We start from the raw sequence: 13,628 nt of genomic DNA on the forward strand, positions 1-13,628 counted from the left end.
ATGACTACCGAAAACAAGAGCCAGTTCCGCCCGGTCGCCGTTCCCGATGTCGAGCTCAACGGCTTCTGGGGCAAGTGGCAGGATGCGGTGTGCGATTCCACGGCGGCGATCCTGCTCGATCGCTGCGAAAAAGCCGGCATGATCCAGGCGATCGACGTGAACCAGCCGAGCCCCGGCGTCGTCATACCGATCGACGAGAAGTGGACCGGCTCGACGCAGATGTTCTGGGATTCCGATCTCGGCAAGTCGATCGAGACCATCGCCTATTCGCTCTACCGCAGGCCGAATGCCGAGCTTGAGGCGCGCGCCGACGCCATCATCGACATGTATGAAAAGCTGCAGCAGGAAGATGGCTATGTGAACGCCTGGTTCCAGCGCGTGCAGCCCGGCAAGCGCTGGACCAACCTGCGCGATCACCACGAACTCTATTGCGCCGGCCATCTCATGGAAGCCGCCGTCGCCTATTACCAGGCAACCGGCAAGCGCAAGCTGCTCGACATCATGTGCCGCTATGCCGACCACATGATCACGGTCTTCGGCCATGGCGAAGGCCAGATACCCGGCTATTGCGGCCACCAGGAAGTGGAGCTCGCGCTGGTGAAGATGGCGCGCGTCACGGGCGAGCAGAAATACCTCGACCTCTCCAAGTTCTTCATCGACGAGCGCGGCAAAGAGCCCCACTTCTTCACCACTGAGGCCATCCGCGGAGGCCGCGATCCGAAAGACTATGTGCACAAGACCTACGAATACAGCCAGGCGCATGAACCCGTGCGCGAGCAGGAGAAGGTCGTCGGCCACGCCGTGCGTGCCATGTACCAGTATTCCGGCATGGCCGACATCGCCACCGAATACCATGACGATACGCTGACCAATGCGCTGGAGACGCTGTGGGACGACCTGACGGTCAAGCAGATGTACGTCACCGGCGGCATCGGCCCGGCGGCGAGCAACGAGGGCTTCACCGACTATTACGACCTGCCCAACGACACCGCCTATGCCGAAACATGCGCCTCCGTCGGCCTTGTCTTCTGGGCAAGCCGCATGCTTGGCCGAGGCCCGAACCGCCGCTACGCTGACGTCATGGAACAAGCGCTCTATAACGGCGCGCTGACTGGGCTTGCGCTCGACGGCAAGACCTTCTTCTACGACAACCCGCTCGAGAGTACCGGCAAGCACCACCGCTGGGTCTGGCACCGTTGCCCCTGCTGCCCGCCGAACATCGCCCGCCTCGTTGCCTCCGTCGGCTCCTACATGTATGCGGTTGCCGACAACGAGATCGCCGTTCATCTCTATGGTGAGAGCAGCGTCAAGGCGAAGCTCAAGGGCGGCAACGTCAAGCTGACGCAGCACACCGATTATCCATGGAATGGCGATATCCGCATCGACGTCGATGTCGACGGCACGGCCGAATTCGGCCTCGCGCTGCGCATTCCCGAATGGGCCGAGGGCGCCTCGTTGAAGGTGAATGGCGAGACGGTCGATCTGGCCTCGTCGGTCATCGACGGCTATGCGCGGCTCAACCGCGCCTGGAAGAAGGGCGATGTCATCGCGCTCGATCTTCCGCTGGAGCTTCGCCCGCAGTACGCCTCGCCGAAAGTCCGCCAGGACGTCGGCCGCGTCGCGCTCGCCCGCGGCCCACTAATCTACTGCGTCGAGGAAACCGACAACGGCCACGATCTCAACGCCTTCGTCGTTCCGCAGAAGCTCGCCGGTCACCGGACGAAGTCGATTGAAGGGCTGAACGGCGCGGTTGCGGTCGAGCTCGACGTCTCCAGGGAAGATGCCAGCGGCTGGAACGGTTCGCTCTATCGCACCCGTCCGGCCGAGCAGGTGCCGGCAACCGTCACGCTCGTGCCCTATCATCTCTGGGACAATCGCGAGCCGGGCGCCATGCTGGTCTGGCTCCAGACTGGGAAGTAGGCCGATGGTCCCGATGGAAACAGCGAGCGTCTCGCTCAAGGACGTGCGAAAATCCTACGGCAGCCTGCCTGTCGTGCACGGCATCGATCTCGACATCAAGGAGGGGGACTTCGTCGTTTTCGTCGGCCCCTCCGGCTGCGGAAAATCGACGCTGCTCAGGATGATCGCCGGTCTCGAGGAGGTGACCGATGGCGAGATCAGCATCAAGGGGCGGGATGTCACCGATCTCGACCCGTCCGATCGCGGCATCGCCATGGTCTTCCAGTCCTACGCGCTTTATCCGCATATGTCGGTGCGCGAAAACCTGGCATTCGGCTTGAAGATGGCGAAGACAGACGCGGCGGAAATCAAGCGCCGCGTCGACGAAGCGGCCGGCATCCTGAAGATCGACCATCTTCTCGATCGCCGTCCGGGCCAGCTCTCCGGCGGCCAGCGGCAGCGCGTGGCCATCGGCCGCGCGATCGTGCGCGAGCCCGATGTCTTCCTGTTTGACGAGCCGCTGTCGAACCTCGACGCGGAGCTGCGCGTCTCGATGCGTATCGAGATCGCCAGGCTCCATCGCGAGCTCGGCAACACCATGATCTATGTGACGCACGACCAGACCGAGGCGATGACGCTGGCCGACCAGATCGTCGTGCTTCGAAACGGGAGGGTCGAGCAATCGGGATCGCCACGGGAGATCTACGAAAACCCGTCCAACATGTTCGTCGCCGGCTTCATCGGCTCGCCACGGATGAATTTCCTGAAGGCGGTCGCCCAGGGGAGCGGACGTTTCGACATCGCAGCGAAAAGCTTCGAGGATAAGGGGCGGCCGGCGAGCCTTCAGCGTGGGACGGAGTTCATGATCGGCATTCGGCCGGAGCATATCGTGATCGGCGAGGTCGGCGATCGGTCGATCGCCGCGCGCGTCGAGTTCTTCGAATATCTCGGCGGCACGCGATACATCTATTGTGCGCTCGAAGACGGGCAGAACCTCGTCGTCGAGCAGAGGGCCGGGCTGGATATTGAGCCGGGCGCGGTGATTGCACTCGATCTGTCGTCCAGCCAGCGTCTGTTCTTCGATGCCGAGGGAGGGCGGTTGCGCGCTTAAAGAGCTCGGGCGAGCGGGAACAGTTTCCCTCGAAAAAGGAGCACGATCGTTCCCGCCGCCAACAGGGCGATTGCTGCGGTCACCAGCCAGAGCAAGGGCATGGCGAGCGTCGACAGGATGCCCTGTTCGCCGCGGGCGACCATGCGGATCAGATCGGTGGCGAGCGCGGTCAGACCGAAGGAAAAGGCCCAATAGGACGCCGCGAATGGTTGCTTCATGACCCATGGAAAAAGGCGAAGCGCCAGAAGCAGCTGCAGCATGGCGTAGCCCACCATGGCATGGGCCAGCAGATCCGGCGCTCCGTTCGTCACGCTCAGATAGGCGGCAGCGCCGACTGCTGGCGGTGCGAGCTGGATGCCGATCGTTGGACGCAGGGGCTCGGCCAGTTCCGCTGCATTCAAGAGCCGGTTCAGGATGACGGATTCCATCGCCAGCCACGAGAAGAAACCCGCACCGAAAGCCAGTTGCGCCAGATCGGAATAGCCGAGTGCCGCGCCGACGATTGCCGCGACATAGCATCCGGCAACCGTCGGGAGATACAAGACCGGCGTCGTCGTGGTCGGATCGCGTCCGCCCTGCCACAAGGCACCCGTCCGCCATATCGCGAAGACGAGTGTCCAGAGCAGGCCGATCCAATAGAATGCCAGCGCCAGCGCGCCGGAAAACGGCGCGACCATCGCTGCGCAAAGCATGGTGGCGACGCCGATGAGGCCGATGAAGCAGCACTGCACGGGATGCACGATCTCCTTGCGCGCTTCCTCCGCGAAGAGGATCCACTTCAATCCGTAGAGACAAACGAGCACGAACCAGACAGCAAGCGCGAGAAGCGCAATGCCATCTCCGACAGTGGTAGGAAGCGCGAAATGACCGGCCGCTGCCCGCCAGGCGTTGGAAAGGCCCGCTATGCCGAGCACGATGCCGAAGGCCGATGCAGGAACGACAGGCAGTCGCTTTCGACCGGCTGCGGACGACTCGTCTAGTTGCGATTGCGTTGCGGTCATGGGGGCTCCGACGCTGGAAACGAATGGCTGCGAATGCGATCTTGCGTAAGACGATGCCCTCGCCGCTGTTCCGGCTTTGGCCAACGCATAAAGAGCCTGTTGCATCGGTATTGCAACAAACGGCGCGGCGAATTCGTCAGAATTCCTCATGCGCGACCGCCCGCGACGGCGTCCATGCGCGCAAGCCTGCTAGTCGAGCATGACCATATGCGCCGGAAGCTGCTCCTCGAAAAACTTCGAGAACGTCGCGATACGCGGCGGAAGCGTCTGGTAGGGCGGGTAGTAGAGCGTCAGCCAAAGCTCCTGCGGCGCCCAGCCCGGCAGCACGTGAACCAGCCGGCCGGTGCGGATATGCTCGGCGATGTGAAAGCCCGGCAGCATGGCGACGCCGACCCCATCGGCCGCCATATCCGCGAGCACTTCGCCATTGTTGGCGCTGAACGCGCGTCCAGCCGCGATCGAGATGCTCGATCCGCCGTCCGAAAGGGCCCAGTTCTCACGCCGGCTCTCGCCGCTGTAGGCGAGGCAATCGTCGGGCGTCAGTTCGTTAGGATGCTGCATCATCGTGAAGCGGCTGCCCGGCGCCGCAACCAGGATCCTCGGCACCGCCCGGATCTTGCGCCAGATGGTGAATTTGTCCGAAGGCGCGGATGAAATGCGGATCGCGAGGTCGTAGTCGTCGTCGATGATGTTGACCAAGCCGTCCGACAGCGAAACCTCGAAGCTCATCTTCGGATAGCGCTCCCGGAAGCCCGACAGAATCGGCGTGAGGATCGTCTTGCCAAGCCAGGTCGGCGCGCTGATCCGCAGCCGCCCCTGGTCGGACTTGTGCGCGTTCTTGACGTCCTTGCGCGCGTTCTCAAGCGCTTCGACAGCCGGCTGGATCTGCGCCGCGAAGACGGCGCCATCAGTGGTCAGCGACACCTGGCGCGTCGTGCGCACGAAAAGCTGAACGCCGAGATCGTCCTCGAGTGCCGCGATCGCACGGGTGACGGCCGCGGGTGTCATGTCGAGCTCGCGGGCGACCTGGGCGAAGTTGCGCTTTTCGGCGGCGAGCAGGAAGGTTTTCAGGGCTTTATAGTCGTTCATCTCAATTATTTCAAAAATCGCAATTCATTCGAGAGAAATATTGCAATTCCGCAATGCAATCAACCCGGTTACATCTCTGGTCATCGAAACGGCAACGCCCACAGAGAAAGGCAACGGCCATGATCAAGGAAATCAAGGGACTGCACCACGTCACTTCGATGGCGTCGGATGCCCAGCAAAACAACCGGTTCTTCACCAACGCACTTGGCCTGCGCCGCGTGAAGAAGACCGTCAACTTCGACGACCCGAGCGTCTACCACCTCTACTACGGCGATGAAAACGGCACGCCCGGCACGGTCATGACCTACTTTCCTTTCCCGCACATGATGACCGGCCGCCCCGGCGTCGGTGAAGTCAGCGAGACGCAGTTCTCCATCCCGAAGGGATCGCTGGCTTTCTGGAAAGACCGCCTGACGGCCCAGGGTGTGGTCGGTCTGAAGACCGACACTGTCTTCGGCGCCAACCGCCTGCGCTTCGCCGGCCCTGATGGCGACGGACTGGCGCTGATCGAAACCGCCGAAGACGTCCGCGCCCCATGGCTCGCCGAAGGCATCTCGGAAGACAATGCGATCCGCGGCTTCTCCGGTGCGCGCTTCGACCTGCACGACACCGCCGCCACATCGGAACTGCTGCAGTTCATGGGCTATGAGCGTGCCGAGGTCGAAGGTGATGTAACGCGGTTCATCATTCCCGGTGGCAATGGTGCCGACACCATCGACATCGCGTCGCTGCCGAAAACGCCGTTTGCCCGCCAGGGCGCCGGTTCTGTCCACCACATCGCCTTTGCCGTCGAGAACCGCGAAAAGCAGCTCGAAGTGCGCAAGGCACTGATGGACACGGGCTACCAGGTGACGCCGGTTATCGACCGCGATTACTTCTGGGCGATCTACTTCAGAACGCCGGGTGGAATCCTGTTCGAAATCGCAACCAACGAACCCGGTTTCGATCGCGACGAAGATACCGCTCACCTCGGCGAAGCCTTGAAGCTGCCGACCCGGTATGAAGCCTATCGCGGCCAGATCGAAGAGAACCTCGTTCCGCTCGCAGCATAACCCCGCACGGCAAACTGCCGTGCACCCCTAACGCCAACAATTTCCGCCTTCGAACGGCTGCCTGAGGCAGGCAGCCGACCGCCGGAGGCATCCCAATCCTTAACCGCCAAATTGGCAATCAAAATCTAAACGGAGAAATCAAATGTCCAAGCTCGAAGTCCTGACCCCTGCAAACAGCCAGCTCATCTTCATCGACCAGCAGCCGCAGATGGCTTTCGGTGTCCAGTCGATTGACCGCCAGACGCTGAAGAACAATGTCGTCGGTCTCGCCAAGGCTGCCAAGATCTTCAACATCCCGACCACGATCACGACGGTCGAGACGGAAAGCTTCTCCGGCAACACCTTCCCGGAACTGCTCGGCGTGTTCCCTGAGAACGACATTCTGGAACGCACGTCGATGAACTCGTGGGACGACCAGAACGTTCGTGATGCCCTTGCCAAGAACGCCGCCGGCGGCCGCAAGAAGATCGTCGTCTCCGGCCTCTGGACGGAAGTGTGCAACACCACCTTCGCGCTCTCCGCCCTCCATGATGTCCCCGACTACGAAATCTATATGGTCGCCGATGCATCCGGCGGCACCTCGGTCGACGCCCACAAGTATGCGATGGACCGCATGGTACAGGCCGGCGTCATCCCCGTGACCTGGCAGCAGGTCATGCTCGAATGGCAGCGCGACTGGGCCCGCAAGGAAACCTACAACGCCGTCACCTCGCTGGTGAAGGAACATTCCGGCGCCTACGGCATGGGCATCGACTATGCGGTCACGCATGTCCACGGCGGTGCCGAGCGCGTCAGCCACGGCAAGCGCATCGGCCCGAACCCAGCCAAGTAATCACCCGTGACCGCCGCTTCCGCAGGATCGAATGTTCCAGATGCGGAAGCGGCTTTCATCTAGAGTCGAGGATGGCCCCATGAAACTCTACCTTCTTTCCATCGGCGCAGGTCTTCTGGTCGGTATCGTCTACAGCCTGCTCAATGTTCGCTCTCCCGCGCCACCGATCGTGGCTCTTGTCGGCCTGCTCGGCATTCTGGTCGGCGAGCAGCTCATCCCCTTCGCCAAGACACTGATCGCCAGGGAGCCGGCGGCCGTCTCCTGGATCAACCAGATCAAGCCGCACATGTTCGGCCATATGCCGAAGGGCGAGAGCCGCAATGACGTCGTCGTGTCTCGCCAGGATCAGCACAAGTCTGATAGCTGACACCGCAAGAGGAGATTCGCTTGCGGTGGGGCCGACGCCCAGTCAATCCGGCGCAAAGCGTTGAAATCAATCTTAATAATGAAGCCAGGAGCATTTCCCATGTTCGCCGACCTCATCCTTCACCACGGTTTGATCACCACGCTCGATCGCACCAATCCAACCGCCAGCGCCGCCGCCATCAAGGACGGCGCCTTTCTCGAAGTCGGCACCGATGCCGAGATCATGGCGCTCGCCGGCCCGGATACCAAGATCGTCGACCTCAAGGGCAAGCGCGTCCTGCCCGGCCTGATCGACAACCATACCCACGTCGTGCGCGGCGGCCTGAACTACAACATGGAACTGCGCTGGGACGGCGTCCGTTCGCTCGCGGATGCGATGGACATGCTGAAGCGCCAGGTGGCGATCACGCCGGCCCCGCAATGGGTTCGCGTCGTCGGCGGCTTCACCGAACACCAGTTCGCCGAAAAGCGCCTGCCGACGATCGAGGAGATCAATGCGGTTGCACCGGATACCCCCGTCTTCCTGCTTCATCTCTATGACCGCGCGCTTTTGAACGGTGCAGCGCTCCGCGCCGTCGGTTACACCCGCGATACGCCCAACCCGCCCGGCGGCGAGATCACCCGCGACGCCAACGGCAACCCGACGGGCATGTTGCTTGCCAAGCCGAACGCCGGCATTCTCTACTCGACGCTCGCCAAGGGCCCGAAGCTGCCCTTCGATTACCAGGTCAATTCCACCCGCCACTTCATGCGCGAGCTCAATCGTCTCGGCGTTACCGGTGTAATCGATGCAGGCGGCGGCAACCAGAACTATCCCGATGACTACGAGGTCATCCAGAAGCTCTCCGACGAAAACCAACTCACCGTTCGACTAGCCTATAACCTTTTCACGCAGAAGCCGAAGGCCGAGAAAGAGGATTTTCTCAACTGGACGTCTTCGGTCAAGTACAAGCAGGGCAACGACTACTTCCGCCACAACGGCGCCGGCGAGATGCTGGTCTTCTCCGCCGCCGACTTCGAGGACTTCCGCCAGCCGCGCCCGGAAATGGCGCCGGAGATGGAAGGCGAACTCGAGGAAGTCGTGCGGGTTCTGGCCGAAAACCGGTGGCCCTGGCGCATGCATGCTACCTATGACGAAACCATCTCGCGTTCGCTCGATGTCTTCGAGAAGGTCAACAAGGATATTCCGCTCGAGGGCCTCAACTGGTTCTTCGACCACGCCGAGACCATCTCGGAGCGTTCGATCGACCGGATCGCGGCGCTCGGCGGCGGCATCGCCACACAGCATCGCATGGCTTATCAGGGCGAATACTTCGTCGAGCGCTACGGCCACGGCGTTGCCGAAGCCACGCCGCCGATCAAGCGCATGCTCGACAAGGGCGTCAATGTCTCGGCCGGCACCGACGCCACCCGCGTCGCCTCCTATAATCCATGGGTGTCGCTCTCCTGGATGGTCACGGGCAAGACGGTCGGTGGCATGCAGCTTTATCCGCGCGCCAATTGCCTCGACCGCGAGACCGCATTGCGCATGTGGACGGAGAAGGTCACCTGGTTCTCCAACGAAGAAGGCAAGAAGGGCCGCATCGAGAAGGGCCAGTTCGCCGATCTCGTGGTCCCCAGCAAAGACTTCTTCGCCTGCGCCGAGGACGAGATCTCGTTCCTCACCTCCGATCTCACGATGGTCGGCGGCAAGATTGTCTACGGCTCGGGTGACTTCGCCAAATACGACGAAAGCAACATCCCGCCCGCCATGCCGGACTGGTCTCCGGTGCGCAAGTTCGGCGGCTACGCCGCCTGGGGCGAGCCCGATGGCGCCGGTGCCCGCTCGCTGCGCCGCACGGCCATTTCGACCTGCGGCTGCGCCAGCGATTGCGGCGTCCACGGCCACGACCACGCCGGTGCCTGGACCTCGAAGCTACCGATTGCCGATCTCAAGGGCTTCTTCGGCGCACTCGGTTGCTCCTGCTGGGCCGTTTGAGGCTGACGCGATAATCGAACGACGTATCGGCCTGGGCAGCGGGAGACCGCTGCCCAGGCTTGTTTTGCAGGAGTGGAAGGCTCCGCTGAATAATTGCAGATAACGCAATTAAATCGAAACTATTGATGCAATTGTTGGCGGCAATAGTTCCCGCCAATATGGCTCCATCAGACGAACACAGCGCCGCTCGAACCGACCGGCCAAGATCGCAGGAGCAACGATGACCAGCCACTCTCCTTCAACACCGCGCAGGCTTCTGGCCGACGTCGTTTCGGCGCCCGCCGTGCGAACGGCCGCGCTGCTCGCGCTTTGCGCCGCCTATATCCAGGGCCCGCTCACCAAGATCTTCGATTTCGGCGGCGCGATCGGCGAGATGGAGCATTTCGGCCTTTCCCCGGCGCCCGTCTTCGCCGTCGTCGTCATTGCATTCGAGCTGACCGCCTCGGCCATGGTGGTGTCGGGCAAGCTGCGCTGGCTGGGCGCTCTCGCGCTCGCCGGCTTCACTGTTCTCGCGACCTTCATCGCGCTTCGTTTCTGGGAACTGCCCGCCGGCATGGAGCGGATGATGGCGACCAACGCCTTCTTCGAACATCTCGGCCTCGCGGGCGCCTTCATCCTCGTCACCATTTTCGACATCACCAAGGGAGCTGAAAAATGAGCACCGCAAAATCCTCCGGGGGCAGCTTCGCTCCACTCGCTCAACCCGTCTTCGCCGTCCTCTGGGCGGCCACCGTTCTCGGCAATACCGGCAGCTTCATGCGCGATGTCGCGAGCTCCTGGCTGATGACCGATCTCTCGGCCTCGCCGGCCGCAGTCGCCATGGTTCAGGCGGCGGGCACGCTGCCGATCTTTCTTCTCGCCATTCCGGCCGGCGTACTGACCGATATTCTCGATCGCCGCAAGTTCCTGATTGCAGTGCAGCTGCTGCTCGCCTCCGTCAGCATCAGCCTCATGGTTCTCGCCCAGACGGGCATGCTCTCGGTCAGCGCTCTGATCGGTCTCACCTTCCTCGGCGGCATCGGCGCAGCACTCATGGGGCCGACCTGGCAGGCGATCGTGCCTGAGCTCGTCAAGCGCGAGGACGTCAAGAGCGCGGTGGCGCTGAATTCGCTCGGCATCAATATCGCCCGTTCGATCGGCCCGGCGGCCGGCGGTCTTCTGCTTGCGGCGTTCGGCGCGGGTCTCACCTATGGTGCCGACGTTGCGAGCTATATCATCGTCATCGCAGCACTTGTCTGGTGGCCGCGTGCCAAGAACGCCAATGATGCCCTGCAGGAGAATTTCCTCGGCGCCTTCCGGGCGGGCCTTCGCTACACCCGTGCCAGCCGCCCGCTGCATGTCGTGCTTCTGCGCGCCGCGATCTTCTTCGCCTTCGCCAGTGCCGTCTGGGCCCTGCTGCCGCTCGTCGCCCGCCAGCTTCTCGGCGGTGATGCAAGCTTCTACGGTATCCTGCTCGGTGCGGTTGGCGCTGGTGCGATTGCCGGAGCGCTCGTCATGCCGAAGCTGCGTGAACGCTTCAGCGCCGATGGTCTCCTGCTCGGTGCGGCCATCATCACCGCTGTCGTCATGGCTATCCTGTCGCTTGCTCCGCCGAAGGCTGTTGCCATCGTCGCTCTGCTCTTCCTCGGCGGCGCATGGATCACCGCTCTGACGACGCTCAATGGTGCGGCTCAGGCTGTCCTTCCGAACTGGGTGCGCGGTCGCGGTCTTGCTGTTTACCTCACCGTCTTCAATGGCGCGATGACGGCTGGCAGCCTTGGCTGGGGTGCAGTCGGTACGGCCGTCGGAATTCAGGCTACACTCATTATCGGTGCTGTCGGCCTTCTTGTTGCCGGTCTCATCATGCACCGTGTGAAACTGCCTGCCGGCGATACCGATCTGGTTCCGTCGAGCCACTGGCCGGAACCGCTTGTCGCCGAGCCTGTCGCCCACGATCGTGGACCGGTCCTCATCCTGATCGAGTACAACGTCGAAAAGCACAACCGTTCGGCCTTCCTTCGTGCGCTGAACGACATGTCGAACGAACGCCGCCGCGATGGCGCCTATGGCTGGGGCGTGACGGAAGACTCTGCGGATCCGCAGAAGATCGTCGAGTGGTTCATGGTGGAAAGCTGGGCAGAGCATCTTCGGCAGCACAAGAGGGTATCGAACGCCGATGCCGATCTGCAAGGGAAGGTGCTTGCCTACCACTCGGGCCCGGAGAAGCCCGTCGTCCGGCACTTCCTGACGATCAACCGCCCAGGCAAGGCCTGAAAGTCTGGACATAGAAGGGGGCTGGGAGGTCCCCTTCATTTGTCATAACAGCCGGGGTCTTCCTCGCTTCTTTCGTCAGCGCAGTCGCGTCAGATCGACCGGGCGGTTATTGATGATGGCCTCCATCGAGAAGAAGCCTGTCACCGTAGCGAGATCGAAATTCGTGATGAGCTTCTGGTAGAAGGCGTCGTAGCCGGACATGCCTTTTGTTACGACCTTGATCAAGTAATCCCAGTCGCCGCCGATGCGATAGAAGTCGATCACCTCGGGTAACCGTTCGACGTGTGCCCGAAAACCCTCGCTCCATTCCTTCGAATGATGGCGCGTGCGGATCATGACGAAGACTGTTAGATCGAAACCCAGCGCCTTGAGGTCGATGTCGCTATGCGATCCCCTGATAAGGCCAAGGGAATGCAACCGTTGTAGCCGACGCCAGCAGGCGTTTTGTGATAGGCCGATCTTTTCAGCCAGGTCGCGCTGCGACAAGGTCGCGTCATTCTGCATTGCGCTGAGAATCTTCATGTCAAACGCATCGATTTTAGCGGTAGAATCGTTCATTTGACACGCCTCGCAATCGATGTTGGAATGGTTTACTCGAACTTGTGAGAGACGGCACGATATCTGTCAATGCTCACAGTGCACGTGCTTCAAAGACAGGCGGAACTTCCGGCTGATTGCCCTTTGAAGCCAAGGGTGGGGACGGCTCAGGCCGCAGATTTGGCGTTCGGCGCTCGCTGTGCCCAGGATGAAAATCAAAATGCCTGTCAAACAAGCGTTATGAAAATTAATTTCACAGTTCCAACTTTTTCCGTGTTTCGTGTTGACGAGATCGAATTTTTGTCTCAACTTGACGAAAATAAATTACGTAAATGGGAACGAGAGCAGCATGAAAGTGGGAATTATCGGGCTAGGTTTCCGGCTCGGCTATCTGGGCTACGTCTTCAAGTCGATTGATGAAAGCTTCGAGATCGTCGGCTATGTCGATCCCGAGCCCGCGGGCCTGCCGGGTCTCGTCGAAAAGGGCGTTTCCGTCGGCAAATCCTATGCGACGCCGCAGGAGCTGATCGCCAACGAAAAGCTCGATCTCCTGATGATCGGCTCGCCCAATCTCTTCCATCTCGAGCATATCCGCATCGGCCTCGAAGCCGGTCTGAAGGTGTTCTGCGAAAAGCCGATCGTCACTACGATCGCCGAAAGCATCGAGCTTGCGCGTCTGATGGCCAAGTTCGGTCACGAGCGGTTGATGGTCGGCCTCGTGCTGCGTTACTCGCCGCTTTATCGCGACCTGCAGGCGGTCCAGGCTGCCGGCAATCTCGGTCAGATCGTCTCGATCGAGGCGTCCGAGCATATCGAACCCTATCACGGCGCATTCTTCATGCGCGACTGGCGCCGCTACGAGCGTTATTCCGGCAGTTTCATGCTGGAGAAGTGCTGCCACGATCTCGACCTTTATAATGGCATCGCCGGCGCGCGGCCCGAGCGGGTCGCAAGCTTCGGCGGCCGCAAGAGCTTTACGCCGGCAAACGATCCCGCTCGCGAAGGAATCAATGACCTCGAGCTGTTCCATCGCAAGCCGAGTGGCTGGAAGGGCACCGACAAGGTGTTCGACAGCGATGCCGATATCATCGACTACCAGGTCGCCATCGTCGAATATGCCAATGGCGTGGGCATGAACTTCCATACCAACCTCAACGTTCCTGACCAGTTCCGCCGCTTTGCGATCATGGGCTCGCGCGGGATGGCCGAGGGCGACTTCGTGCGCGGCTATCTCGATGTGCATGAGCAGCTGACCGGCAAGAAGGTCGTTGAGAACAAATATGCGGCCACCGAACTCTCGCAGCACTATGGTGCCGACGAACAGATGGCGGCCGACATTCTCGACAGCGTTCGCACCGGTACGGTGCTGCCCGTCTCGACCCTGAATGCCCTTGAAGCCGGTATTCTGGCACTCTCCATGGACGAGGCCCGCATCAAGAAGACGGTTGTCGACCTGCGTCCCGTATGGGACAAGTTCGACGAGGCGCTCCACGCCAGAGCGGCTTGAGGA

At 61.5% G+C, this 13,628-nt stretch carries 12 protein-coding genes; 9 read left to right on the top strand and 3 right to left on the bottom strand.

The window, feature by feature from the left end; translation table 11 throughout:
* Nucleotides 1–1,920: a glycoside hydrolase family 127 protein gene (locus QTL96_RS12220; protein WP_289727844.1), complete on the top strand. Its 1,920-nt coding sequence runs from the start codon at nucleotides 1–3 to the stop codon at nucleotides 1,918–1,920.
* Nucleotides 1,921–1,933: 13 nt separating this feature from the next.
* Nucleotides 1,934–3,010: a sn-glycerol-3-phosphate ABC transporter ATP-binding protein UgpC gene (gene ugpC, locus QTL96_RS12225; RefSeq protein WP_289727899.1), complete on the top strand. Its 1,077-nt coding sequence runs from the start codon at nucleotides 1,934–1,936 to the stop codon at nucleotides 3,008–3,010.
* Here the strand turns inward: ugpC and tehA are convergent.
* Together tehA and QTL96_RS12235 are read right to left on the bottom strand one after the other, a co-directional pair.
* Entirely contained in the window at nucleotides 3,007–4,011 is a 1,005-nt protein-coding gene (tehA, locus tag QTL96_RS12230; RefSeq protein ID WP_289727845.1) for a dicarboxylate transporter/tellurite-resistance protein TehA, read from the bottom strand. The genes ugpC and tehA overlap by 4 nt on opposite strands.
* 189 nt (nucleotides 4,012–4,200) lie before the next feature.
* The gene (locus QTL96_RS12235) at nucleotides 4,201–5,100 is read right to left on the bottom strand and encodes a LysR family transcriptional regulator (RefSeq protein WP_289727846.1); all 900 of its coding nucleotides are present in this window, start codon (nucleotides 5,098–5,100) and stop codon (nucleotides 4,201–4,203) included.
* Between the two features lie 119 nt (nucleotides 5,101–5,219).
* Between QTL96_RS12235 and QTL96_RS12240 the strand changes: the two genes are divergently transcribed.
* The 6 genes from QTL96_RS12240 (at nucleotide 5,220) to QTL96_RS12265 (ending at nucleotide 11,581) form a co-directional block, all read left to right on the top strand.
* On the top strand, nucleotides 5,220–6,152 hold the full coding sequence (locus tag QTL96_RS12240; protein ID WP_112943505.1) for a VOC family protein: 933 nt from the start codon (nucleotides 5,220–5,222) through the stop codon (nucleotides 6,150–6,152).
* A gap of 142 nt (nucleotides 6,153–6,294) precedes the next feature.
* Nucleotides 6,295–6,984, top strand: coding sequence for a hydrolase (locus QTL96_RS12245; protein WP_111560831.1), 690 nt, complete (start codon nucleotides 6,295–6,297; stop codon nucleotides 6,982–6,984).
* Between the two features lie 79 nt (nucleotides 6,985–7,063).
* Nucleotides 7,064–7,351 (top strand): XapX domain-containing protein, encoded by a 288-nt coding sequence (locus tag QTL96_RS12250; RefSeq protein ID WP_112435380.1) that lies wholly within the window; start codon nucleotides 7,064–7,066, stop codon nucleotides 7,349–7,351.
* Between the two features lie 99 nt (nucleotides 7,352–7,450).
* Nucleotides 7,451–9,328: an amidohydrolase gene (locus tag QTL96_RS12255; RefSeq protein WP_289727847.1), complete on the top strand. Its 1,878-nt coding sequence runs from the start codon at nucleotides 7,451–7,453 to the stop codon at nucleotides 9,326–9,328.
* A 220-nt stretch (nucleotides 9,329–9,548) separates the two neighbouring features.
* Complete coding sequence (locus QTL96_RS12260; RefSeq protein WP_112943507.1) at nucleotides 9,549–9,986, top strand: DoxX family protein; 438 nt, start codon at nucleotides 9,549–9,551, stop codon at nucleotides 9,984–9,986.
* Nucleotides 9,983–11,581: an MFS transporter gene (locus tag QTL96_RS12265; RefSeq protein WP_112943508.1), complete on the top strand. Its 1,599-nt coding sequence runs from the start codon at nucleotides 9,983–9,985 to the stop codon at nucleotides 11,579–11,581. The genes QTL96_RS12260 and QTL96_RS12265 overlap by 4 nt, the downstream gene beginning before the upstream one ends.
* A gap of 75 nt (nucleotides 11,582–11,656) precedes the next feature.
* Here the strand turns inward: QTL96_RS12265 and QTL96_RS12270 are convergent, their stop codons facing one another.
* The gene (locus QTL96_RS12270; RefSeq protein WP_026282647.1) at nucleotides 11,657–12,139 is read right to left on the bottom strand and encodes an Lrp/AsnC family transcriptional regulator; all 483 of its coding nucleotides are present in this window, start codon (nucleotides 12,137–12,139) and stop codon (nucleotides 11,657–11,659) included.
* 328 nt (nucleotides 12,140–12,467) lie between these two features.
* On the opposite strand from QTL96_RS12270, the gene QTL96_RS12275 reads away from it, so the two are divergent.
* Nucleotides 12,468–13,625, top strand: coding sequence for a Gfo/Idh/MocA family oxidoreductase (locus tag QTL96_RS12275; protein WP_112943509.1), 1,158 nt, complete (start codon nucleotides 12,468–12,470; stop codon nucleotides 13,623–13,625).
* Nucleotides 13,626–13,628 lie beyond the last annotated feature (3 nt).

Origin of the sequence: Rhizobium sp. S163 (genome assembly GCF_030380805.1) — a bacterium.
Lineage (GTDB): Bacteria > Pseudomonadota > Alphaproteobacteria > Rhizobiales > Rhizobiaceae > Rhizobium.

Coding starts and splice junctions, on each gene's coding strand:
- QTL96_RS12260 (WP_112943507.1), top strand. CDS start 9,549: ATGACCAGCCACTCTCCTTCAACACCGCGCAGGCTTCTGGCCGACGTC.
- QTL96_RS12275 (WP_112943509.1), top strand. CDS start 12,468: ATGAAAGTGGGAATTATCGGGCTAGGTTTCCGGCTCGGCTATCTGGGC.
- QTL96_RS12265 (WP_112943508.1), top strand. CDS start 9,983: ATGAGCACCGCAAAATCCTCCGGGGGCAGCTTCGCTCCACTCGCTCAA.
- tehA (WP_289727845.1), bottom strand. CDS start 4,011: ATGACCGCAACGCAATCGCAACTAGACGAGTCGTCCGCAGCCGGTCGA.
- QTL96_RS12220 (WP_289727844.1), top strand. CDS start 1: ATGACTACCGAAAACAAGAGCCAGTTCCGCCCGGTCGCCGTTCCCGAT.
- QTL96_RS12245 (WP_111560831.1), top strand. CDS start 6,295: ATGTCCAAGCTCGAAGTCCTGACCCCTGCAAACAGCCAGCTCATCTTC.
- QTL96_RS12250 (WP_112435380.1), top strand. CDS start 7,064: ATGAAACTCTACCTTCTTTCCATCGGCGCAGGTCTTCTGGTCGGTATC.
- QTL96_RS12255 (WP_289727847.1), top strand. CDS start 7,451: ATGTTCGCCGACCTCATCCTTCACCACGGTTTGATCACCACGCTCGAT.
- QTL96_RS12270 (WP_026282647.1), bottom strand. CDS start 12,139: ATGAACGATTCTACCGCTAAAATCGATGCGTTTGACATGAAGATTCTC.
- ugpC (WP_289727899.1), top strand. CDS start 1,934: ATGGAAACAGCGAGCGTCTCGCTCAAGGACGTGCGAAAATCCTACGGC.
- QTL96_RS12235 (WP_289727846.1), bottom strand. CDS start 5,100: ATGAACGACTATAAAGCCCTGAAAACCTTCCTGCTCGCCGCCGAAAAG.
- QTL96_RS12240 (WP_112943505.1), top strand. CDS start 5,220: ATGATCAAGGAAATCAAGGGACTGCACCACGTCACTTCGATGGCGTCG.